Here is a 23,123-nt window from a genome sequence, read left to right as displayed (position 1 = left end):
GAATAAAAAAGACTATCTCTTATTTTGAGATAGTCTTTTTTATATAATTAAATTTTAACTCTAAATAGTATTTCCATTTGCAACTAATTCCTTTTCATATTCAACTAATTCCGACTTAGAAGCATATATGAAATGCCCTGATCTTATTTCAACCCACTGAGGACTTTCTTTAGAATAATCATGCATATTAGGGTCATACTTTATACGAACTCTATCCTTTTCATAATCAGGATCAGGAAGAGGTATAGCTGATAGTAATGACTTAGTATATGGATGAAGAGGATGTTCATATAATTCATCAGCAGTAGTTAATTCTACTAATTTACCGCGATGCATAACACCTATTCTATCGCTTATATATTTAACCATTGAAAGGTCATGAGCGATAAATAAATAAGTAAGACCATTTTCCTTTTGTAACTTTCTAAGAAGATTAACAACTTGTGCTTGGATAGAAACATCAAGTGCAGATATAGGCTCATCAGCAATTATAAACTTTGGCTCTATAGCTAAAGCACGAGCAATACCAATACGTTGTCTTTGACCACCAGAGAATTCATGAGGATATCTACTAGCGTGTTGTTCGTTAAGACCTACAGTTCTTAAAAGCTCATAAACTTTTTCTCTTCTTTCTTCTTTATTTTTACAGAGACCATGAATATCTAACCCTTCAGCGATTATATCACTGACAGTCATACGAGGATTTAGACAGGCCATAGGGTCCTGAAAAATCATTTGCATATTTTTATTTACATGATTTTTTTCACCTTTTTTTAACCTTTTAGAGGATATATTTTTTCCGTCAAATATAACTTCTCCGTCAGTTGGGTCATAAAGACGAATTATAGTTCTACCTGTAGTAGATTTTCCTGAACCTGATTCACCAACTAATCCAAAGGTTTCACCTTCATATATATGAAAACTTACATTATCAACTGCTTTAACAGTAGTATTTCTATCAATTTTAAAATATTGTTTTAAATTTTTAACTTCAAGTAATTTATTTCTACTCATCTACAGACACCTCTTTTCTTGATACATTGATAGGACTTTCTGTTTTCTTAGCTAAAGGATGTAAAAGCCAAGTAGCAGCATAGTGAGTATCAGAAACTTTAAACATAGGTGGCTCAGCTATATGATCTATTTTAAGTGCATAATCACTACGAAGTGCAAAGGCATCACCTTTAGGAGGATGCATTAAATCTGGAGGAGTTCCAGGTATATTATATAAATCATTATCTCCGATATCTAGAGTTGGCATTGAACCTAAAAGCCCCCAAGTATATGGATGTTGAGGATTATAGAATATATCTTTAGACGTTCCATACTCTACAATTTTACCGGCATACATAACTGCAACTCTATCAGCCATATTAGCAACAACTCCAAGGTCGTGAGTTATAAATATAAGAGCAGCTTCAGTTTTTTCTTGAAGGGCTTTCATAAGTTCTAATATTTGAGCTTGTATAGTAACATCTAGAGCAGTAGTTGGCTCATCTGCTATCAATACTTTAGGATTACAAGCTAAAGATATAGCTATTACTATACGTTGTCTCATACCACCAGAAAACTGGTGAGGATATTGCTTAAATCTTTTTTCAGGTTCAGATATACCAACTAAGTCTATAAGTTCTATAGCTTTAACTTTAGCCTCTTCTTTACTAAGCCCCTGATGTTTAACAATACCTTCCATTATTTGCTTTCCTATAGTCATAGTAGGATTTAGAGAAGTCATAGGGTCTTGGAATATCATTGCAATATCTTTACCTCTTAATTTCTCCATTTCACTTTCACTAAGTTTAGTTAAATCTTTTCCATCAAATAATATTTCACCGTCTTTTATATAACCATTTGCAGATAAAATTCTCATTATAGTTTTACAAGCAACAGATTTACCTGATCCAGATTCTCCAACTATGGCTAAAGTTTCGCCTTTATGTAAATCAAATGTGACACCTCTAACGGCTTGAACTTCACCACCATAAGTGTTGAAATTAACACATAAGTTTTTAACTTCTAATAATTTTTTCAATTTCCTCATCTCCCTTACTAATTATTGATTACGCATCTTAGGGTCAACTGCATCTCTTAAACCATCAGCTAATAAGTTAAGAGCAAATATTAATGAACATACTACAATAGATGGTATGAACATCATATATGGATAGTTTTGTAAGGCCTTGAATCCTTCATTTATTAGTACACCAAGTGATGCATCTGGTGGTTGTAGTCCTAATCCTATAAAGCTTAAAAATGCCTCATAAAATATTGCTTGAGGTAGTGAGAACATAATCATTACCACAATTGGGCCTATAACGTTAGGGAAAAGATGCTTAAGAATTAGTCTAAAATCGGAAGAACCTAAAGTTTTAGAAGCTAACACAAACTCTTGATTTTTAAGTCGAAGTACATGAGAACGAACTACTCTAGCCATACCAGTCCATCCAGACACAGCCATTGCTAAAGAAATTGATACTATACCAGGTTCAAAGACCATTATAAAAAGAGTAACAATAACTAATTGAGGAATACCTGTAATTATTTCAATTATACGTTGCATTACAATATCGACTTTTCCGCCATAATAAGCAGATATACCTCCATAAGTAACACCTATAAGTAAATCAAATACAGCTGCTAAAATTGCTATGAATAAAGAAACCCTAGCACCAGTCCACGTACGAGTCCATATATCACGTCCAAGTGCATCTGTACCGAATAAATAATTATCTTTTATATCTTTTTGGGCATATACATCAACGCCATTTGAATCTTTACCATTCATTATACCTAAAGAAGATACTATAGGCATTTTAGGTGGAATTTTAACGTGTCTTAAATTCTGAGATTTATAATCATATTTAGAAAACATAGGAGCAAATATAGCCATTAAAACTATACTTATAAGGATGACTAATCCTACGACAGCTCCTTTATTTTTAAATAATCTTTTTCTAGCATCTTGCCAGAAAGTAAGACTTTCTCTAGTAATTGCCTCATTATCTCCTGCTTGAACAGGGGTAGGCTCAAATAAATCTGCTGTTAATTCTACTTCTTGACCATCAATTATTACTTTATCAACCATTTTATTTACCTCCTGCCAAACGAATTCTTGGATCTATTATGCCATAAAGGACATCAACTATTAGTATAACGGCTATATAGAAAGCACTATAAAGTATAGCGACTCCTGAAATTATAAATAAATCATTAGTAGTTATAGCATTAACTAATAAGTCACCTATACCAGGAACAGCAAAAACTTTTTCTACGACTAAAGAACCAGTAAGTAGGCCTGCAGCTAAAGGTCCTAAAACAGTTATGACAGGTATTAATGCATTTCTAAGAGCATGTTTTAAAATAACTGTAGAGCGTTTTAATCCTTTTGCCTTTGCTGTAACTATGTAGTCAGAATTTAATACTTCAACAAGCTCTGTTCTAGTAAAACGAGCTACACTTGATATTGTAAAGAATGAAAGTGCAATTGATGGAAGTATAGTCCAAACATATCTAAAATCTGAACCTAGAGGAACTCCCCAAGTTATAGGTAGTAATTTAAATTTACTTGCAACATATAATTGGAGTGTGGCCGCAAATACAAAGGATGGGACAGAAACTCCTATTACTGAAATTATGGTACAAGTATAATCCCAAATAGTATTTCTTTTAAGTGCTGCAATAATTCCAAGAGTTAATCCTACGAAAGTACCTAAAATTAAAGATTGGGATCCAAGTAAAGCAGAAGGACCTATACGAATAGCTATAATATCTTCTACTTTTTTATTAGCTTGCTTAAAAGAAGTACCAAGATCGCCTTTAAATACACCTGTTAGGTATCTTACATATTGAACAGGAACAGGATCATCTAAACCATAAGTAGCTTCCAATCTAGCAATTTGTTGAGGATTTAACTTTTGTTCATTAAATGGACTACCTGGAAGAAGTCTTACTAGGAAAAAAGTAACTGATATAACTACAAATAAAGTGACAAACATATATGCAATACGTTTCATTATATAGCGAAACACCGCTATCCCCCCTTTTTTTATTTTTTAATCAAAACCACGAATTTTGAGTGACATAAACTCTGAGAATAATAACTTATATAGTTTTATATGATTATGATATGATAATAAAACTTATACCAATAGAAGAGATTGATATTAATAGACCTGATATTAATAAACTATTTGTAAGATGAAAGCTATTTTGTCTACAGATATAATCTTCAATTGTTATATTATTATCCTCTGATAATATTCCTTTTCTTCTTTGAAATTGTTGACTTATCTTATTAAAAGAGAAAAGTGTAATATTAAAGAAGCCTTTTTCCCAAACGAAACACAATAATCCGAAAAGGAAATAGACCATTCCTACAATAAATGCGCAATTTAGAAATGAATATGCACTAAAATTGTTGATAATTGAATATAATATACTAACAATAGCATCAATTGCAAGAAGATGTAATATATTTTTCATAATTGACCACCTTTCGAAATTATTTATTATTCTAATTGTAGTACCATAATAAAGTATTTTCAAGTTTAAATTAATATTTTTGTATAAAAAAATTTTTTTAATTAAAAAATCAGAAAATTTAAAAAAACAAATGATTTTTCACTCAACATGTTATATAATAAATTTTAAACATATGAGTTTATTTATAAAAAGGTATATGGGAGGGTGATTGTTATGTTTTTAAAAAGAAAAATATCTGCATTAGCAACGATAGCTCTAGTAAGTTCAAGCTTACTTGTTGGATGTAGTAGTAGTAAAGATGGAGGAGAAGCTACTTCAGAAGAGGTTCTTGCGAATAAGAATGCAAGAAATGCTATAGCTATGGCTATAGATAAGCAAGCTTTATGTGATGTTATATTAAATAATGGTTCAACAGCGACAAATACATTCACATCATCTAACTTAGCCTTTGATAACGGAAAAGATTATGCAGAGTATACTAAAGGTATGGGAATGGCATATGACGAAGAAAAAGCTAAGGAATCTTGGAAAAAAGCAAAAGAAGAAGTTGGATTTGATACAGTTAAGCTTGAGTTATTAACATTTGACCATGACTCAGGAAAAAGAACAGGAGAGTTTATTCAAGGAGAATTAAATGATGCATTAGAAGGATTAACTGTAGAAGTTAAAAACCTTCCATTTAAGCAAAAGCTAGCAGAAGAAACTGCTGGAAATTTTGATTTAGCTTATTCAGGATGGGGGGCAGACTATCCAGACCCATTAACATTCTTAATAACAATGAAAAGTGGAAATCAATTTGCTAATCAAACTGGGTATAAAAGTGATGAGTTTAACAAGTTAGTAGATGAAGCTACAAAGGCAGAAAGTACTGCTGATGCTTATAAAAAATACTCAGAAGCTGAAAAACTTATGTTAGAAGATGGATTCTTAGCTCCATTACAACAAAAAGGAAGAACTTATTTAGAAAAGCCTTATGTTTCAGGAATAATAAATTATTCTTGGGGATCTGACTATGATTATAGATATGCAGATGTAGATAAGCCTAAAAAAGTTCTTAATCTAGATATAACTTCAGATATACCTACAATGGATCCAAGTAAAGCAACAGACGTTTCATCTTTTACAGTTATGAATAATACTATGGAAGGTTTAACTAGAATAGATAAAGATGGTAAAGTTGAGCCAGGAGTAGCACAGTCTTGGGAAGTTTCTGAAGATGGGTTAACTTGGACTTTTAAATTAAGAAAGGATTCTAAGTGGTCAAATGGAGAACCTGTAACAGCTAAAGATTTTGAATATTCTTGGAAGAGAACACTAAACCCTGAAACAGCATCTGAGTATGGATACATAATGAATGATATATCAGGGGCACCAGAAGCAACTGATAAAGGATCAGAAAATGTAGGAGTTAAAGCTATTGATGATCATACTTTAGAAGTTAAATTAAATAGAAAAGTTTCTTATTTCCCTGAGTTAGTATCATTCCAAGTATTCTTCCCTCAAAATCAAAAATTTGTTGAGGCTAAAGGAGAAAAATATGGTACTACAGCAGATGCTCAATTATACAATGGACCATTTACATTAACTTCTTGGAAAACAGAAGATCAATATACTATGACTAAAAACCCTGGATATTGGAATAAAAATATAATAAAATTAGACACTATAAACACTAAAGTAGTTAAAGAAACTGGTGCGTCAGTTAACTTATATGAAGATGGACAAATAGATAGATGTTTATTAGATTCTGACTATGTTGATAAATATAAAGATAGTAAAGAAATACACAACTACAGTCAAGCGTCTACATTCTTCCTACAAGTAAATGGTGGAAGAGGAGCTTCTAAATAAAATAAATTGAAAAGTTTAAATTTATGATATCCCTTAAATAGTTTTATAATAAATGATTTGAAATATATTTAAAGTAAATAGATTAATTAAAGTGGTTCGTACACAAACTAAAGTGTAGATATAAATCAGTTCTGACTGTATTATATCTACACTTATTTTTTTAATAAAATTATCTATGGGAATAATTTATTCTTTTAGGGTATAATTCTAGTATGAAAATATAAATGTCGGAGGTAATAAATTGTTTGACATACAGGATCATTTAAAGAAGCTTCCAGCTGAGCCTGGTGTGTATTTAATGAAAGATAAACTTGATAATATTATATATGTAGGAAAAGCCATATCTTTAAAAAATAGAGTAAGACAATACTTTCAGTCATCTAAAAATCACTCTTCAAAAGTAAAGTCTATGGTCAAAAATATATATAAATTTGAATACATTATAACAGACTCAGAATTAGAAGCACTAATATTAGAATGTAATTTAATTAAGCAATATAGGCCCAAGTATAATGTTTTACTAAGAGATGATAAAACATACCCATATATTAAGGTAACTACTAATGAAGACTTTCCTAGAGTACTAAAAGTTAGAAGAGTACTAAAAGATAAGGCTAGATATTTTGGGCCATATACAAATACAACAGCAGTTAATGATACATTAGAAATAATAAGAAATACTTATCCAATAAGAACTTGTAATATAGATATAGATAGAGCTATAAAAAACAAAGTAAGACCATGTTTAAACATGCATATAAAAAAATGTGTTGGTCCATGCACAGGAACTGTTACAAAAGAAGAATACGATAAAATGATAGAAGAAATAATATTATTTTTATCAGGAAAAGAAGAAAAATTAATAGAATTATTAAAAGAAAAAATGAATAAATGTGCTATAGACTTTAATTTTGAAGATGCAGCTATGTATAGAGATAAAATTAGAAGTCTAGAAGATATGATGCAAAAACAAAAGATAGATGCAACTACGTCAGATTTAAACCAAGATGTAATTGCTATGGCTAGAGCTCATGATGAAGCTTGTGTTCAAGTATTCTTTGTTAGAAATGGAAAAATAGTAGGTAGAGAACACTTTATATTAGAAGGTGTAATGGATAGCTCGAGAGAGTCTATCTTAGGATCATTTGTTAAGCAATTTTATATGGAACAAGAATATATACCAAAGGAATTAATAGTAGAAGATGAAATAGAAGATAGTTTTATATTAGAAGAATGGCTGTCTGCTAAAAAAGGTCAAAAGGTAATAATAAGGGTACCGCAAAAAGGGGAAAAGAAAAATCTTGTTGAAATGGTAAGAAAAAATGCAGTAGAGTATTTAGAAAAATTCTCTGATATGAATAAGAGAAAATATGAAAAGAGCATGGGTGCACTAGAAGAGTTAACGCAAATACTAGATTTAGAAAATATACCTAATAGAATAGAATCATTTGATATTTCTAACATACAAGGAGTTGACTCAATAGGGTCTATGGTTGTATTTACTAATGGAAAAAAAGATAAAAAGGAATATCGTAGATACAAGATAAAAACTGTCATAGGTCCAAATGATTATGATTCCATGGCAGAAATAGTAGAAAGAAGATTAAAATATGGGAATTTACCAGATTTAATACTATTAGATGGAGGAAAAGGGCAAGTAAGCTCTGTTAAAAAGGTTTTAGACTTATATAATGTAGAAATTCCTCTATGGGGGATGTATAAAGATGATAAACATAGAACAAAGGGATTAATTTCCCAGGAAAAGGAGATTGAATTAGATAAAACATCTAATTTGTATAGATTTGTCGCAAGTATTCAAGAAGAAGTTCATAATTATGCTATAACATACCATAGAAGTCTAAGAAACAAAGCTTTGACAAAATCGGTATTAGATGATATACAAGGAATAGGAGAAAAAAGAAAAAAAGCACTACTAGGTCACTTTAAGGATATAGAAGCTATAAAAAGTGCTACATTTGAAGAACTATTAGAAGTAGAGGGGATGAATAAAGCTTCTTGCGAGAGTGTGTATAACTTCTTTAAACAGTAGGAAACTATAACATCCTTACTGCTTACCTTGAGCAACGGGCCTGATTTGTAGGTCGTTTGAGCCAAGTGTGGGAGAATTACTTGAGTGAAATGAGCAAAGCGAATTTTTCAGAAAGGGATAAAGAGTATGAATTTAATCGATAAAGTATCAATAAAAGATATAATAAGAGACTTAGATTTAGAAGTAGTTTATATGCCTGAGAATAAGGATTACTATGTATATTCTCAGGATATAAATAGACCAGGATTACAATTTGCTGGGTATTTCGAATACTTTGCACATGACAGAATACAAATAGTAGGTAAGACAGAGTATAATTTTTTTAGTTATATCGATGATGAAACAAGAGAAAATGTTTTAGATAAATTTTTCTCATATGAAATTCCCGCATTGATAGTATCGAGGGAATTAGAAGTAAAACCGGATGTTATAAAATATGCAAAAAAATATAATAGAGTAGTGTTAAGTACACAAAGAAACACTACAAGGCTTATAAATAGGCTATCGAATTATTTAGATGATAGGTTGGCACCCTACACAACCTTACATGGGGTTTTAGTGGATGTATATGGAATTGGAGTATTAATAAAAGGTGAGAGTAGCATAGGTAAGTCAGAAACAGCGCTAGAGTTAATTCAAAGGGGACATAGATTAATTGCTGATGATGCTGTAGAAATAAGAAGATTAGATGAAAGTATACTTTCTGGACAATCTCCTGAGCTTCTTCGACATTTCTTAGAAATAAGAGGTATAGGAATAATAGATGTAAGAAGCTTATATGGGGTAGGAGCAGTTAAGAATTCTAAGACAATAGATTTAGTTGTTCATCTAGAAGGATGGGATGAAGGTAAATACTATGATAGACTTGGATTAGATAAAGAGTATGAAGAAATATTAGGGATAAAAGTTGAAAAACTAGTTGTACCAGTTAAGCCTGGTAGAAATACAGCTATGATACTTGAGGTAGCGGCTATGAACTTTAGACAAAAAGGTATGGGATATGATGCAGCTCAAGAGTTTACAAAAAAACTATCTAATTTAATAGACGCTAAATAATAAAAAAGGATTGGTATTAGCCAATCCTTTTTTATATAAATAATATTTTTTATTCGCAAGTAGATTCTGCTAGTTTGCCACAATTACATGAGTCAGGCTTTTCATATACTAAGCTTTTGTCAGCATAGTAAGTATGAAGGTACTTATGAGCAATCTCACTATAAGGTTCATCTAAAAACTCTTTATATAAAGCAATTATAGAAGGATTTTCATGAGATTTACGAAGATTTTTATTGTTATCTATATTATATAATCCATCAGAACGTTTTTTCACTATATCATAATTTCCATAGTGATATGGCTGACCAGCGCCACCTATACACCCTCCAGGACAAGCCATTACTTCTATAATATGATACTTAGAATTGCCAAGAACAACCTCATCCATAATTTTTCTAGCATTTCCAAGACTATTAGCTACACATACATTTACTATTGTGCCGTCAATATCTATACTAGCTTCTTTTATACCTTCTAATCCTCTAACAGAAGTAAAATTAACATCAGTTAATTTTTTATCTGTTGCCCATTCATATGTAGTACGAAGAGCAGCTTCTAAAACACCACCAGAAGTTCCAAATAAATCAGCAGCACCACTAGATTGACCTAGAGGGCTATCAAATTCATCTTCTTCGAGGTTAGCTAAATCTATACCGGCTTCTTTTATCATCTTTGCTAATTCTCTAGTAGTAATAACTATATCTACATCAAGAGAATCTTCTTGACCTAGTTCATGTCTTGCGCATTCATACTTTTTAGCTACACAAGGCATTATAGATACTACATACATATCTTCTGGATTTGTATTTAATATTTTAGGACCGTAGTAATTTTTAGCGATAGATCCAAACATTTCTTGAGGAGATTTACAACTAGAAGTTAAGTTTAGAAGATTAGGATAATTGTGTTCAATAAAATTTACCCAAGCAGGACAACAGCTTGTTAATATTGGAAGTTTATGATTTTCTTTAAATCGATGTAAAAACTCAGAAGCTTCTTCTAAAATTGTAAGGTCGGCTGCAAAATTAGTGTCAAATACATGTTTAAATCCGAGAGATTTTATAGCAGAAACCATCTTTCCTGTAGATATAGAACCAGGCTCTAATCCAAACTCTTCACCAATAGCAACTCTTACAGCAGGAGCTACTTGAACAACTACAGTTTTCTTATTTTGATTTAATATATCCCATACAGTAGGAATATTATTTACTTCAGTTAAAGCACCTGTTGGACAGACTGCTATACATTGACCACAGAATGTACATTCAGTATTGCATAATTCAGTATTAAAGAATGTTCCAACTTGTGTATTAAAACCACGGTTAACTCCAGAAAGAACACCTACAGTTTGGATTTCATTACACATTGTTTCACATCTTCTACATAAAATACATTTATTATAATCTTTTACTATTGATTTTGAAGAGGTATCCATAGGAGCATAAGACTTCTCACCATTAAATTTTATATCTCTTACACCTAAGTCAGATGCTATATTTTGTAATTCACAGTGTCCGTTCTTATCGCAAGATAAGCAATCCTTAGGATGGTCAGATAATAATAATTCAACAACATTTTTACGAGCTTTTAGAGCTTCTGTAGTATTAGTTTTAACTTTCATACCTTCTTTGACAAGAGTACCGCAAGCTGGCACTAATCCTCTTCCAGAACTTACCATGCATACACGACAAGATGCACATTGATTAACCATGTTTATTTCATCCATGTGTAAATGGCAAAGATTAGGTATTTTAATGTTTATTTGTTTGGCTGCTTCTAATATAGTGCTACCCTTAGGAACCGAAACAGATTTACCATTTATAGTTAAATTAACTAAACTCATTAATATTCCCCCCAGACTAAAATTATTGCTTAATTATAGCTTTGAATTTACATGAATCCATGCAAGCACCGCATTTTAAGCACTTAGTAATATCTATTGAATGCTTTTCTTTTACTTTTCCAGTAATACATCCAGCAGGACAGACTTTAGAGCATTTAGTACAACCTTTACAGTCATCTGTTATAACAAAATCTAGCAATGCTTGACATTTACCAGATGGACATTTTTTATCTACAACATGAGCTAAATATTCATCATAGAAACAATCAAGTGTACTTAAAACTGGATTAGGAGCACATTTACCAAGACCGCATAAAGAAGTAGCTTTAATAGTTTTAGATAAATCTTTTAGATCATCTAGATCTTCTTTTGAACCTTTACCTTCTGTTATTTTAGTAAGAATTTCTAAAAGTCTTTTATTTCCTATACGGCATGGAGTACATTTACCACAAGATTCTTCAACAGTAAATTCAAGAAAAAATTTACATATATCAACCATACAGTCCGAATCATCAAGAACAAGCATACCACCAGAACCCATCATAGAACCTATTGAACTTAATGACTTGAAATCTATAGGGGTATCTAAATTTTTAGAAGCGATACATCCACCAGATGGACCTCCAGTTTGAACAGCCTTAAATTCTCTACCATTAGGTATACCGCCACCTATTTCATATACTATCTCTCTTAGAGTTGTTCCCATTGGAACTTCAACAAGACCAACATTATTAACTTTTCCACCAAGAGCAAATACTTTAGTACCAGAAGAATCTTCTGTACCATATTCAGTAAACCAAGAAGCTCCTTTATTAATTATTGCTGGTATATTAGCAAAAGTTTCAACATTATTTAAACAAGTTGGAACATCCCAAAGACCGTGCTTAGAAGAACTAAATGTTTTCATTCTAGGCTCTCCACGTTTACCTTCGATTGAATTTATTAGAGCTGTACCTTCACCACAAACAAAAGCTCCAGCACCGTATTTCAATTCAATCTTAAAATTAAAGTCTGTACCAAGTATGTTTTTACCAAGTAAACCTGCTTCTTCAGCTTGATTAATAGCTATTTTTAATCTTTCAATAGCAAGGGGATACTCGGCTCTTATATAGATATATCCGGTATCAGCTCCAATAGAATAACCACATATAGCCATAGCCTCTAATACACTATGAGGATCTCCTTCAAGTATAGATCTATCCATAAATGCACCAGGATCACCTTCATCGGCATTACATACAACATATTTTTGTCCGGGAGGTGTTTGCGAAGAGGATTCCCATTTAACTCCAGTAGGAAATCCTGCTCCACCTCTACCTCTTAATCCAGAAGCTTTTACTTCTGCTATAACATCTTCAGGTTTTAAATGGCAAATGCATTTAGCTAAAGCTACGTACCCACTAGCACCTATGTATTCTTCAATATTTTCAGGATTTATATGACCACAATTTCTAAGGGCAACCCTTGATTGTTTTTTATAGAAAGACATATCGTCGTGTTTTTCAACCTTTTTATGATCTAAAGAAGGTTCTTCGAATAATAATCTCTCAACTACTTTATTATTAACTATATGCTCAGTAACTAATTCTTTAGCATCAGAAGGCGTTACTTCTATATAGAATACATTATCAGGAAAAACTTTAACTATTGGTCCTTTAGCACAGAAACCAAAGCAACCTGTTAAGTGAACTGTAACTTCATTTTCAAGGCCTGCACATTTTATTTCATATTTTAAATTTTCAATTATGTCTAAACTATCTGCAGAAGTACAGCCAGTACCACCGCAAACTAGAATTTCTCGTTTTGTAAGGTTATCTTTAGTATGATTTTCTCTTAAATCAAGAGTTGGTTTTAACTCAGTGACTAAATCTTTTAATTGATCAAATGATACTATTTTATTCATCATTCATCACCCCTTAGCAATTTAATTCTAAATTCTTATAATGGCTTAATATTTCTCCTACCGATTCTGGTTTTACCTTTCCATAAACTTTTCCATTAACAACTACAACAGGAGCTAATCCACAAGCTCCTACACATCTTAGTCCTTCAAGACTAAATTTAAGATCTTTAGTTGTTTCACCAGATTTTATACCGAGCTGTCTTTCAAATTCAGCAAGTATTTTATCTGCACCTTTTACAAAACATACAGTACCTAGACAAACACTAATTTTATACTTTCCTATAGGTTCAGTAGTAAAGTATGAGTAAAAACTTACAACTCCATATACTTTAGATGGTGCAACATTTAGCTTTTTAGCTATATAAAGTTGAACCTCTTGAGGTAGATAGCCAAATATACCTTGAGCATGGTGAAGCACTTGTATTAAAGAGCCTTCCTTGGTTTCAAGTGTATCAATAAAACTATCTAAATGTTCAAATAACTGTTTATTGCGTGAAACAAAATCGCACATACAAATCCCCCTTTGTTTTAAAATTGCTTTGATTTTACTTAACTAGTAAGAATTATGATTTAATATTAAATATTGGGTAAAATTAAGAAATTTATAAAAGATGAATGACTTATAAGAATATACAAAAGTCTGCTTTGGTTTGAAATTGAAATGGTTAGTTTATGATAAGTATATTATAATATATAACCACTTCAAAATGACGATAAACAAAAAAATAACTGAAAACGTTTTATATTAACTGTTAAATTTTAGTTTAGAAATATTTTAGTATATAAATATTAAAGAACACTATATAAAAGTATAAATAAATTTAAATCAAAAAATTCCTAATATAGGTATTTATATTAGGAATTTTAAAAATTATAATATTTTTTTATAAAACAGGAGATAAAAGTCTAGAAATAGATTCTTTAAATCTCATATAAGTAGATCTTGAATTATAAATCTCTGCTGTAATTTCCTTTGAGTTTAATACATCATTTGCAAATATTAATCTTTGTTTTTTAGCAATTTCAGAAGAATAAATAAATGCATTTACTTCAAAGTTTAATTCAAAACTTCTTATATCCATATTGGCAGTTCCTATTGAACAAATGGAGTCGTCCATTACTATAGTTTTTGCATGTAAGAAAGAACCTTCATCATAAGTATATAATTTAGCTCCAAATTTTAATAATTCTCCAGCATATGAACAAGATGCCCAATATACAAATGGATGGTCTGGCTTAGATGGAATCATAATTCTAACATCTACACCAGATAAGCAAGCTATTTTTAAAGTATCAGTAAGAGTTTGATCTAGGATAAAGTATGGACTTTGTATATATACATATTTTTTTGCCTTTTGTATCATTTTAATATATCCATATTTTATTTCATCTAAGTCGGTAATATCCGGTCCACTAGATACAATCTGTATTCCAATATCTTTACTAGATTTAGATTTTGAATTAGAGGTATAGCATGTCTCATTAAAGTACTTATTTAAATCTAAATCTTCTTTGGTTGTGTATCTCCAATCAAGAATAAATCTTATATTCAAATCTCTTACACAATCTCCGGTAAGTTTAAGGTGAGTATCTCTCCAATTTCCGAATCTAGGGTCTTTACCTAGATATTCATCTCCAATATTATTTCCTCCGATAAATCCTATATCCCCATCTATAACTACAATCTTACGGTGATTTCTATAGTTTAAGTTAAAGTTTATAATTTTAAGAAAAGAAGGGAAGAATGCGCCAACTTTAACACCTGAATTTTTTAATTTTATTATAGATTTTTCAGTAAATAATCTACTTCCGACCTCATCATATAAAAGTCTTACCTCGACGCCTTCCTTTACCTTATCTATAAGAATATCAATTATTTTATTTCCAATTTCATCATCTTTAAATATATAAAATTGTATATTTATATATTGCTTAGCATTTTTTAATTCCTCTAAAAGAGTGTCAAAGAAACTATTACACTCGGGGTATATATCTACGTCATTATTAGTTGTAAAATTAGCATCATTTGAATTAGCTAAGGCATAAATCATATCACGATGCTCTATTATATTAGAATCTAGTTCGTGGTCATACTCAAGCCGAACCTGAGTGTCTAATATATTTTTCTTTATAATTTTATCTTCAGCTTCCTTTATTTTAAACATATTATCCTTAGAAATGCCACGACCTACAGCTAAGTATAAAATACACCCCACAGCAGGTAAAATAATTAATATCATAACCCATGCTATAGTAGTTTCGGTCTTACGTTTTTCCCTAAATAAAAGATTTAATACAGCCAAGAAGTTTATTAAGTATACAATTGTAATAGCTATTTCATAGGCAAAATCTTTAAAAAATGACAAGTGCAATGTGAAAATTCCTCCTTTTATAAATATAAACGCTTAAAACGTGTAATAAATAGGTATATTAACATTATAAACATTATACAGTCAATAGGTAAAAACTGAAAGATATAAAAAAAGGCTGCCTATTGAATATAGAACAACCTTTGTATATTTACATATATTAAAAATTATTTAATTATATTAAGCGGCTTTATTTGATTCAGAAGTTTCACTCTTAGTTTCAAATATGAAGAAGTATACACCAGCAACAAATACTGCACCACCTATTATGTTACCTATTGTAACAGGTAATAAATTGTTTACAAATATATTAGGTATATTTATAACAGATGCGTCAGCGATAGTCTTATGAGCAGCTTCTAAAAATGCTGGGTTAGATTTAGCGAATAAACCACCGAATAAGTATGCCATATTAGCAACACTATGTTCAAATCCAGCACATACAAATAAGAATATACCGAAGAATCCAGTTAAAACTTTACCTGATATATCTTTAGCACCGTAAGTCATCCAAACAGTAGCACAAACTAACCAGTTACATAATATACCTGAAACTAAAGCAGGCATAAAGCTATATCCTAGTTTACCTATTGCAGTTTTAACTACAACTCCACCGTATAAACCGTTACTCCAATCGAATACTCCTGAGAAGCTTACCATCCAAGCTACTAAAGCTCCACCAATTAAGTTACCTATCCAAACTAAAGCCCAGTTTTTGAAAGCTTGTCCCCAAGTTACTCTTTTCTTTAAAGCAGCTAAAGTAACAAGTATGTTACCAGTAAATAAATCCGCACCAGCTATTAAAACAGCTATTAATCCAACTGGGAACATTAATCCAGCAACAAATTTACCTAATCCGTAAGTTGCAGGATTTGCTAATAAGTTGTAAGAAGCTGCAATTGACCCTAAAGCTCCAAATGCTATATAAGCACCAGCTAAGAATGCAGAAGCTAAAACTTTTTTAGCAGGCGTATTAACTTTTTTTATACCAGCTTCGATAGTATATTTAGCTATTTCTGCTGGGTAAAGCATTTTTTTATCTGACATATAAAAGTCCTCCTTAAATATTAATTAAAATAATTTATTTTAAAATTCCATTTTAATTTTTGTGCATAAAGACACAACATTTGTAATTATACATCAAAAAAAAATATTTGTATACATTAAACAACATAAGTTTTTAGTTAAATTATGTATAGAAAGGTATTTTTGTTAATAAATTAATTATATATAATGTAAAGAATTATAAAATATTAAGATATTAAATTTCTAACAATGAGAAATAAGGTGTAGAATCTATAGAAAATGAAAAATTTAGAAAATTTCAAAATTTAAATTAAACAATGATAACTTAAAAGTGTTACAATATTTTATAAGCTTGTTAAATAAAAATAGGGGGTGGATTTATGGACAAAAGATTCTTAACACCCGGGGAAATAGCAGAAGCTATAGTAAATGTAAGTATAAAAAGAGCGGGACTTGATACAAAGCCATGTCTTTTGCTAGGAGTACTTGCAGGTATTTTTATTGGCTTAGGGGGATTAGGTAACATTATATTTACCCAAACTCTCGCAGGAATAGATCCAGGATTAGCAAAATTTGCAGGCGGTGTAGTATTCCCAGTTGGACTTATGCTAGTTGTTATGTGTGGAGCAGAATTATTTACAGGGAACAATTTAATGTCTTTAGCAGTAATAGAGAAAAAAATATCTATGGGTCAAATGTTTAGAAACTGGGGATTAGTATATATAGCTAATTTTATAGGGTCATTATTTTTAGTTTTACTTGTTTTTTATTCAACAACTCTAACTGGAGATGCTGCTACAAAGGCAATTGCAATAACTGAAAGTAAGGTTGCATTGACTTTTTCAGAAGCTTTTTTTAAGGGTATACTTTGTAATATATTAGTTGTATTAGCTGTATGGATGGCAACAGCATCTCAAGATGTAGTATCTAAAATATTTGCATGTTGGTTTCCTATTATGTTATTTGTTTTATGTGGATTTGAACATAGTGTTGCAAATATGTTTTTTATACCAATGGGAATGTCTTTAGGAGCTGATGTAGGAATTACTCAACTTATTATGAATTTAATTCCAGTTACATTAGGAAACATAGTTGGTGGTGCAATAATAATTCCTTTTATGTATCGCAGCTGTTATTTAAATAAAAAAGTAGAAAAAACAGAAAAAGTACGATAGAAATTTCGGCGTTGATATAGATATATCAACGCTTTTTTAATTTACTTTAAACTCTTTATATATTGTTATTTTTTTTTTAATACATTATTATATTAAATATATGAAATTAATTACGAAATTAATAATATAGTTTAACATAGATAAATAATGAATAAATAGTATAAACTAGGAGGAAATATATGAATAAAGAATATATATATGAAAATTTATTAAATATATTAGATAAGGAAGACATAAAACTGGATGAACCTATGAAAAAGCATATTTCTTTTAGAGTTGGTGGTCCAGCTGACATATTAGTAAAGCCAAGAACAGAAGAACAATTAAGAGGCGTTTTTTCTTTAATAAAGAAGGAAAATATTCCTTATCTAGTAATTGGTAATGGTTCAAACCTTTTAATAAAGGATGGAGGTATCAGAGGTATAGTAATAGAAATATCGGATAACTTTAATTCATTTAATATAGAAGGAAATAAGCTTACAGTTCAATCAGGAGCATTACTTTCTATAGTAGGTAAAGCCGTTTTAAGAGCAGAATTAAAGGGATTTGAATTTGCTGCAGGAATACCAGGAACAATAGGTGGAGCATTAGCTATGAATGCAGGTGCTTATGGTGGAGAAATGAAAGATATGGTTAAATCTGTAAGGCTTATGGATACAGATGGAAATATAGTAGAATTTTCAAGTGAAGAAATGGAATTTGGTTATAGAAGAAGTATACTTTCTAAAACAGATTATGTAGTTTTATCAGCGGAAATAGAACTTGAAAAAGGGAACTACGATGAAATAAAAACTAAAATGGCTGATTTTACACAAAGAAGAGTTACAAAGCAACCATTAAGTTTACCAAGTGCTGGAAGTACATTTAAAAGACCTGAAGGATATTTTGCAGGTAAATTAATAGAAGATAGTGGACTTAGAGGACTTACATTAAGAGGAGCTCAAGTATCTGAAAAACACTGTGGATTTGTTGTTAATCTAGGTAATGCAAATGCAAAAGATCTTTTAGACTTAATGTATGTAGTTAAGAGTACTGTAAAAACTAAATTTGGAATAATGCTAGAGGAAGAAGTTAAAATACTCGGAGAGGATTAATAAATGCAGATATTAGCTGATTATCACACACACACAATATATAGCCATGGAAAAGGTACAATAGAAGATAATGTTAAAGAAGCTATTTCTAAAGGAATAAAAACTATAGGAATATCAGACCATGGATATAAGCATATAAGCTTTGGAGTTAAAATAAATGATATCTATAAAATGAGAGAAGAAATAGATAATCTAAATATGAAATACGATAATATTAATATACTTTTGGGAATGGAATGTAATATATTAGATGATAATGGTAATATAGATATAAATGACAAGATTATTGGCTCATTAGATTATGTTATGGCAGGTTATCACTTTGGTTCGACACCTACTTCATTAAAAAGTATGCTAAACCATTGCAACAATTATATAATAAAAAGTGAGAAATCTAAAGAATATAATACAAAAGCTTTAATAAATGCAATGAAAAAAAATGATATATTTATAATAACTCATCCTGGTGATAAGGGAGATATTTATATTGAAGAAGTTGCAAAAATAGCAAAAGAGACAGATACTAAGTTGGAGATAAATAGTAGTCATGGATTTTTAAATGCAAATCAATTAAAACAGATAAAAGGCATGGGTAATAAATTTATTATTGGTTCTGATGCTCATATACCAGAAAATGTAGGAAATTTTGAACTAGCTATGAAAATTGCAAAAGAGGCAAATTTAGATTTATCACTAATTGAAAATATAAAAATATAGTTTAAAGAGGGGGAGAAAAGATGAAATTCGTAATAGTAACAGGTCTTTCAGGATCAGGGAAAAGTGAAACTATGAGGGCTTTAGAGGACATGGGATTTTATTGTGTAGACAACTTACCTCCTGCCCTAATAACTAAATTTGCAGAACTTTGTTATCAGCCTAATTCAAGTATTGATAAAGTTGCTTTAGGTATAGATATAAGAGGTAGAAAGTTTTTTAAAGAACTTCATGAAAGTTTAAACTACCTTCAAGAACAAAACTATAAATATGAAATATTATATTTAGAGTGTGCAGATGATGTATTATTAAAAAGGTATAAAATGACAAGGAGAAATCATCCATTATCTATAGACATACAGATACCTGAAGGTATAAAAATGGAAAGACTTATAATGGAGCCTTTAAAGGAAATATCAAATTGTATAATAGATACAACAAATATGAAACCTAAAGATCTTAAAGAAGAAGTTAGTAAAATATATTCTGTTGGAGAAGAAAATCCTAATTTGACTATATCAGTAGTTTCTTTTGGATTTAAACATGGAATACCAGCGGATTGTGATTTATTATTTGATGTAAGATTTCTTCCAAATCCATATTATGTAGAAGAACTAAGACCTAAAACTGGAGATGAGCAAGATGTTAGGGATTATGTAATGAACTCTAAGGTAAGTGAAGAGTTTTTCGCAAAACTTAAAGACATGATAGAGTTTTTAATACCTCAATATATTGAAGAAGGAAAACATCATATAGTAATAGGGATTGGTTGTACAGGTGGAAGACACAGATCTGTAACTATATCTAACCTTATATATGAAGAATTAAGTAAAAAAGGATATAGAGTGGTAAAAAAACATAGGGACTCTATGCTAAGATAATTTGGAGGAAAAAATGACAAGTATACTTATAGGCATAGGTGTAACAGGATGGATTGCCCTTTTTATATCTCTATATTTATATAAAAAAATAAAGAGAGAAAAAAAACAATCTTTGCATATTAAATCTAAAGAATATAAAGGGCCAAAAGTAGTGGTAATTGGTGGAGGAACAGGCCAATCAATTTTCTTAAGAGGTCTTAAACATTTTACGCAAAATATAACTGCAGTAGTTACTGTTGCAGATGATGGTGGAGGTTCAGGTATCTTAAGGGAAGATTTAGGTATGCTGCCGCCAGGAGATATAAGGAACTGTTTGCTAGCTTTAGCTAATATAGAACCAACTATGAATGAGGTTATGAAATATAGATTTACAGAAGGCGCTTTAAAAGGTCAAAGTTTTGGAAATCTATTTTTAGCAGCAATGAATGGATTATATGAAAATTTTGAGCTAGCAGTTTATAAAATGAGTGAAATATTTGCTATAACAGGTAGAGTATTGCCTATAACATTAGAAGATATAAACTTAATTGCTAAACTTAAAAATGGAGAATTTGTAAAAGGAGAATCAAGTATACCTAATGAAGTAAAGACTCAAAAAAGTGGTATAGATAGAGTATACTTAGACCCAATAGATGCAAAACCTTTAGATGAAGTAATCAATTCTATTGCAGATGCTGATATAATTATAATGGGTCCAGGAAGTTTATACACAAGCATAATACCAAACTTATTGGTCGAGGGTGTAGTGGATGCTATTAAAAAATCTAGTGCTCCTAAAGTATATATATCTAATATAATGACTCAACCAGGAGAAACAGATGACTACAATGTATTAGATCATATAAATGCTATAGTAAAACATGCTAATGAAAATATAGTAGATTATGTAATAACTAATAATGAAGTATTACCTATTGATATTTTTGAAATATATCAAAGGGATGGTGCAAAACAAGTTATACTAGATAAAACTCAAAAAGATGTTTTAAAAAGTATGGGGATAAAAGCTATAGAAGAAAATTTAATTGAAATAAAAAGTAATTATATTAGGCATGATGCAAATTATATTTCTAATATAGTAGTTAATTTGGCACTAAGTCATAAAAATGACACAAGCAAGTAAAAAAGGATTTTAAAAATTTATGTAGAAATCCTTATTATTATGTTAGTTTTAAGGAGTGAACATCTATGAGAGAAGAGGTTAGTGCCGGTGGTGTAGTACTTTTTGGTAACGCTATACTTTTACTTAGAAAATTCAACGGAGATTGGGTTTTGCCAAAAGGTAAAGTAGAAGAAGGAGAAAACAGACAAGAAGCAGCGTTGAGAGAAGTACTAGAAGAAACTGGAGTAAAAGCGGATATACTAAAGTATTTAGGAGAAATACATTATACTTTTAAAGAAAACTGGGATGAAAATAGGGCAGTTCATAAAACTGTTTTCTGGTATTTAATGCAAGCAAGAGGCATGGATACAGTACCTCAAAAAGAGGAAGGATTCATCGATGCTAAATTTATACACTTAGATAGAGTAGTAGATTTAGCAAGATATGATGATGAAAAAGAAATAATAAAAGTAGCACTACAAGAAATAAAAAAAAGATCAAAAAAGAACTAGTTAATAGGTGATAGATATGTCTTTTTCAGCTGAAACAAAGAATGAATTAGCAAGGATTTCATCTGAAAACCATTGCTGTAATGTAACTGAACTAGCTGCTATAGTTAGGTTAGCAGGAAGTATACAAATTGCAGGGTATAAGAAATTAAATCTTAAAATAACAACGGAATTAAACTCAATAGCTCGTAAAGCATTTAAATTGTTAAAACAAAACTTTGGAATCAACACGACAATTTCAGTAAATAAGAATCAAATGTTAAAGAGAAACAATAGTTATGTTTTAATGGTTACAAGTGAAATGGGAGCTGAAAAGTTGTTAAAGGAATTAGGAATACTAGCTCCAGGAGATCAATTTTATACTTTGAATAAAGTACCTACAAACCTTATACAACACGATGAGTGTGCAAGGTCGTTTATAAGAGGAGCTTTTCTTGGAGGAGGGTCCATAAGTGATCCTGGTAAAACATACCATATGGAGTTTGTAACTAACAATGAAGATTTTGCAGAATCTTTAAAAGAGCTTATAAATTCTTTAGGATTTAATTCTAAGATAGTATCTAGAAAAAATAATTATGTTGTCTATCTAAAAGAAAGTGAGCAAATATCAGATTTACTTAGTATAATAGGAGCTCATCAAGCCTTATTAAGCTTACAAAACATTAAAGTAGTTAAAGAAATGAGAAATAATGTTAATCGTATTGTTAATTGTGAAACGGCAAACCTTTCGAAAACAGTTAATGCAGCTGTGAGGCAAGTAGAAAATATTAAGTTAATACAAAATACAATAGGAATAAGTAGTTTACCAGAAAATTTGCAAGAAATAGCTAGCCTTAGAGTAGAATATGAAGACATGACATTAAAAGAATTAGGAGAAATGTTAAGTCCTCCTATAGGAAAATCAGGAGTAAATCATAGGCTAAGAAAAATAGAAGAAATTGCTAATAGATTAAGAGATAAATAATTATAAATAGGGGGTTATATTACAATATAATCCTCTATTTATATTGCAATAATTTATTTAAGATAATGTCATATTAAAAGTAATTTTGTTAAATTTTATATAAA

The 23,123-nt window shown here is 30.3% G+C and carries 20 protein-coding genes; 10 read left to right on the top strand and 10 right to left on the bottom strand.

Going from position 1 to position 23,123, the window contains the following annotated elements:
• Positions 1 to 60 precede the first annotated feature (60 nt).
• The 5 genes from JNUCC81_RS17560 to JNUCC81_RS17540 form a co-directional block, all read right to left on the bottom strand.
• Positions 61 to 1,014, bottom strand: a complete 954-nt coding sequence (locus JNUCC81_RS17560; protein ID WP_454094645.1) for an ABC transporter ATP-binding protein — start codon at positions 1,012 to 1,014, stop codon at positions 61 to 63.
• Complete coding sequence (locus tag JNUCC81_RS17555; protein ID WP_454094644.1) at positions 1,007 to 2,032, bottom strand: ABC transporter ATP-binding protein; 1,026 nt, start codon at positions 2,030 to 2,032, stop codon at positions 1,007 to 1,009. The genes JNUCC81_RS17560 and JNUCC81_RS17555 overlap by 8 nt, the downstream gene beginning before the upstream one ends.
• 21 nt (positions 2,033 to 2,053) lie before the next feature.
• Positions 2,054 to 3,085, bottom strand: a complete 1,032-nt coding sequence (gene opp3C / locus JNUCC81_RS17550; protein ID WP_208333244.1) for an oligopeptide ABC transporter permease — start codon at positions 3,083 to 3,085, stop codon at positions 2,054 to 2,056.
• 1 nt (position 3,086) lies between these two features.
• The gene (locus tag JNUCC81_RS17545) at positions 3,087 to 4,013 is read right to left on the bottom strand and encodes an ABC transporter permease (protein WP_454094643.1); all 927 of its coding nucleotides are present in this window, start codon (positions 4,011 to 4,013) and stop codon (positions 3,087 to 3,089) included.
• Between the two features lie 106 nt (positions 4,014 to 4,119).
• The gene (locus JNUCC81_RS17540) at positions 4,120 to 4,347 is read right to left on the bottom strand and encodes a DUF3899 domain-containing protein (RefSeq protein WP_454094642.1); all 228 of its coding nucleotides are present in this window, start codon (positions 4,345 to 4,347) and stop codon (positions 4,120 to 4,122) included.
• A gap of 348 nt (positions 4,348 to 4,695) precedes the next feature.
• On the opposite strand from JNUCC81_RS17540, the gene JNUCC81_RS17535 reads away from it, so the two are divergent.
• The 3 genes from JNUCC81_RS17535 (at position 4,696) to hprK (ending at position 9,439) form a co-directional block, all read left to right on the top strand.
• Positions 4,696 to 6,333, top strand: coding sequence for an ABC transporter substrate-binding protein (locus tag JNUCC81_RS17535; RefSeq protein ID WP_454094641.1), 1,638 nt, complete (start codon positions 4,696 to 4,698; stop codon positions 6,331 to 6,333).
• 241 nt (positions 6,334 to 6,574) lie between these two features.
• Entirely contained in the window at positions 6,575 to 8,383 is a 1,809-nt protein-coding gene (gene uvrC, locus JNUCC81_RS17530) for an excinuclease ABC subunit UvrC (protein WP_454094640.1), read from the top strand.
• A gap of 126 nt (positions 8,384 to 8,509) precedes the next feature.
• Positions 8,510 to 9,439 carry an HPr(Ser) kinase/phosphatase gene (gene hprK / locus JNUCC81_RS17525; protein WP_454094639.1) on the top strand — a complete coding sequence of 310 codons (930 nt, stop codon included), beginning with the start codon at positions 8,510 to 8,512 and terminating at the stop codon, positions 9,437 to 9,439.
• A gap of 49 nt (positions 9,440 to 9,488) precedes the next feature.
• Here the strand turns inward: hprK and JNUCC81_RS17520 are convergent, their stop codons facing one another.
• The 5 genes from JNUCC81_RS17520 to JNUCC81_RS17500 form a co-directional block, all read right to left on the bottom strand.
• Positions 9,489 to 11,282: an NADH-dependent [FeFe] hydrogenase, group A6 gene (locus tag JNUCC81_RS17520; protein ID WP_454094638.1), complete on the bottom strand. Its 1,794-nt coding sequence runs from the start codon at positions 11,280 to 11,282 to the stop codon at positions 9,489 to 9,491.
• Positions 11,283 to 11,304: 22 nt separating this feature from the next.
• Positions 11,305 to 13,185 carry an NADH-ubiquinone oxidoreductase-F iron-sulfur binding region domain-containing protein gene (locus JNUCC81_RS17515; RefSeq protein WP_454096420.1) on the bottom strand — a complete coding sequence of 627 codons (1,881 nt, stop codon included), beginning with the start codon at positions 13,183 to 13,185 and terminating at the stop codon, positions 11,305 to 11,307.
• A gap of 13 nt (positions 13,186 to 13,198) precedes the next feature.
• Complete coding sequence (locus JNUCC81_RS17510) at positions 13,199 to 13,696, bottom strand: NADH-quinone oxidoreductase subunit NuoE family protein (protein ID WP_454094637.1); 498 nt, start codon at positions 13,694 to 13,696, stop codon at positions 13,199 to 13,201.
• 373 nt (positions 13,697 to 14,069) lie between these two features.
• Complete coding sequence (gene cls / locus JNUCC81_RS17505) at positions 14,070 to 15,557, bottom strand: cardiolipin synthase (RefSeq protein WP_454094636.1); 1,488 nt, start codon at positions 15,555 to 15,557, stop codon at positions 14,070 to 14,072.
• A gap of 177 nt (positions 15,558 to 15,734) precedes the next feature.
• Positions 15,735 to 16,601, bottom strand: coding sequence for a formate/nitrite transporter family protein (locus JNUCC81_RS17500; protein WP_454094635.1), 867 nt, complete (start codon positions 16,599 to 16,601; stop codon positions 15,735 to 15,737).
• Positions 16,602 to 16,960: 359 nt separating this feature from the next.
• Here JNUCC81_RS17500 and JNUCC81_RS17495 point away from each other — a divergent pair, with 359 nt between their 5' ends.
• The 7 genes from JNUCC81_RS17495 (at position 16,961) to whiA (ending at position 23,019) form a co-directional block, all read left to right on the top strand.
• Complete coding sequence (locus JNUCC81_RS17495; RefSeq protein ID WP_454094634.1) at positions 16,961 to 17,755, top strand: formate/nitrite transporter family protein; 795 nt, start codon at positions 16,961 to 16,963, stop codon at positions 17,753 to 17,755.
• 179 nt (positions 17,756 to 17,934) lie between these two features.
• The gene (murB, locus tag JNUCC81_RS17490) at positions 17,935 to 18,849 is read left to right on the top strand and encodes a UDP-N-acetylmuramate dehydrogenase (protein ID WP_454094633.1); all 915 of its coding nucleotides are present in this window, start codon (positions 17,935 to 17,937) and stop codon (positions 18,847 to 18,849) included.
• Between the two features lie 3 nt (positions 18,850 to 18,852).
• Complete coding sequence (locus tag JNUCC81_RS17485; RefSeq protein ID WP_454094632.1) at positions 18,853 to 19,566, top strand: PHP domain-containing protein; 714 nt, start codon at positions 18,853 to 18,855, stop codon at positions 19,564 to 19,566.
• Between the two features lie 20 nt (positions 19,567 to 19,586).
• Positions 19,587 to 20,444 (top strand): RNase adapter RapZ, encoded by an 858-nt coding sequence (gene rapZ / locus JNUCC81_RS17480; protein WP_454094631.1) that lies wholly within the window; start codon positions 19,587 to 19,589, stop codon positions 20,442 to 20,444.
• A gap of 13 nt (positions 20,445 to 20,457) precedes the next feature.
• Positions 20,458 to 21,567, top strand: a complete 1,110-nt coding sequence (locus tag JNUCC81_RS17475) for a gluconeogenesis factor YvcK family protein (protein ID WP_454094630.1) — start codon at positions 20,458 to 20,460, stop codon at positions 21,565 to 21,567.
• 65 nt (positions 21,568 to 21,632) lie between these two features.
• Entirely contained in the window at positions 21,633 to 22,058 is a 426-nt protein-coding gene (locus JNUCC81_RS17470) for an NUDIX hydrolase (protein ID WP_042275935.1), read from the top strand.
• A 16-nt stretch (positions 22,059 to 22,074) separates the two neighbouring features.
• Positions 22,075 to 23,019, top strand: a complete 945-nt coding sequence (gene whiA, locus JNUCC81_RS17465) for a DNA-binding protein WhiA (RefSeq protein WP_208333257.1) — start codon at positions 22,075 to 22,077, stop codon at positions 23,017 to 23,019.
• Positions 23,020 to 23,123: the final 104 nt, after the last annotated feature.

It is taken from the genome of Faecalimicrobium sp. JNUCC 81, assembly GCF_053667625.1.
The sequence above is the reverse complement of the archived record's forward strand: the minus strand, read 5'-3'. Positions and strand labels throughout refer to the sequence as shown.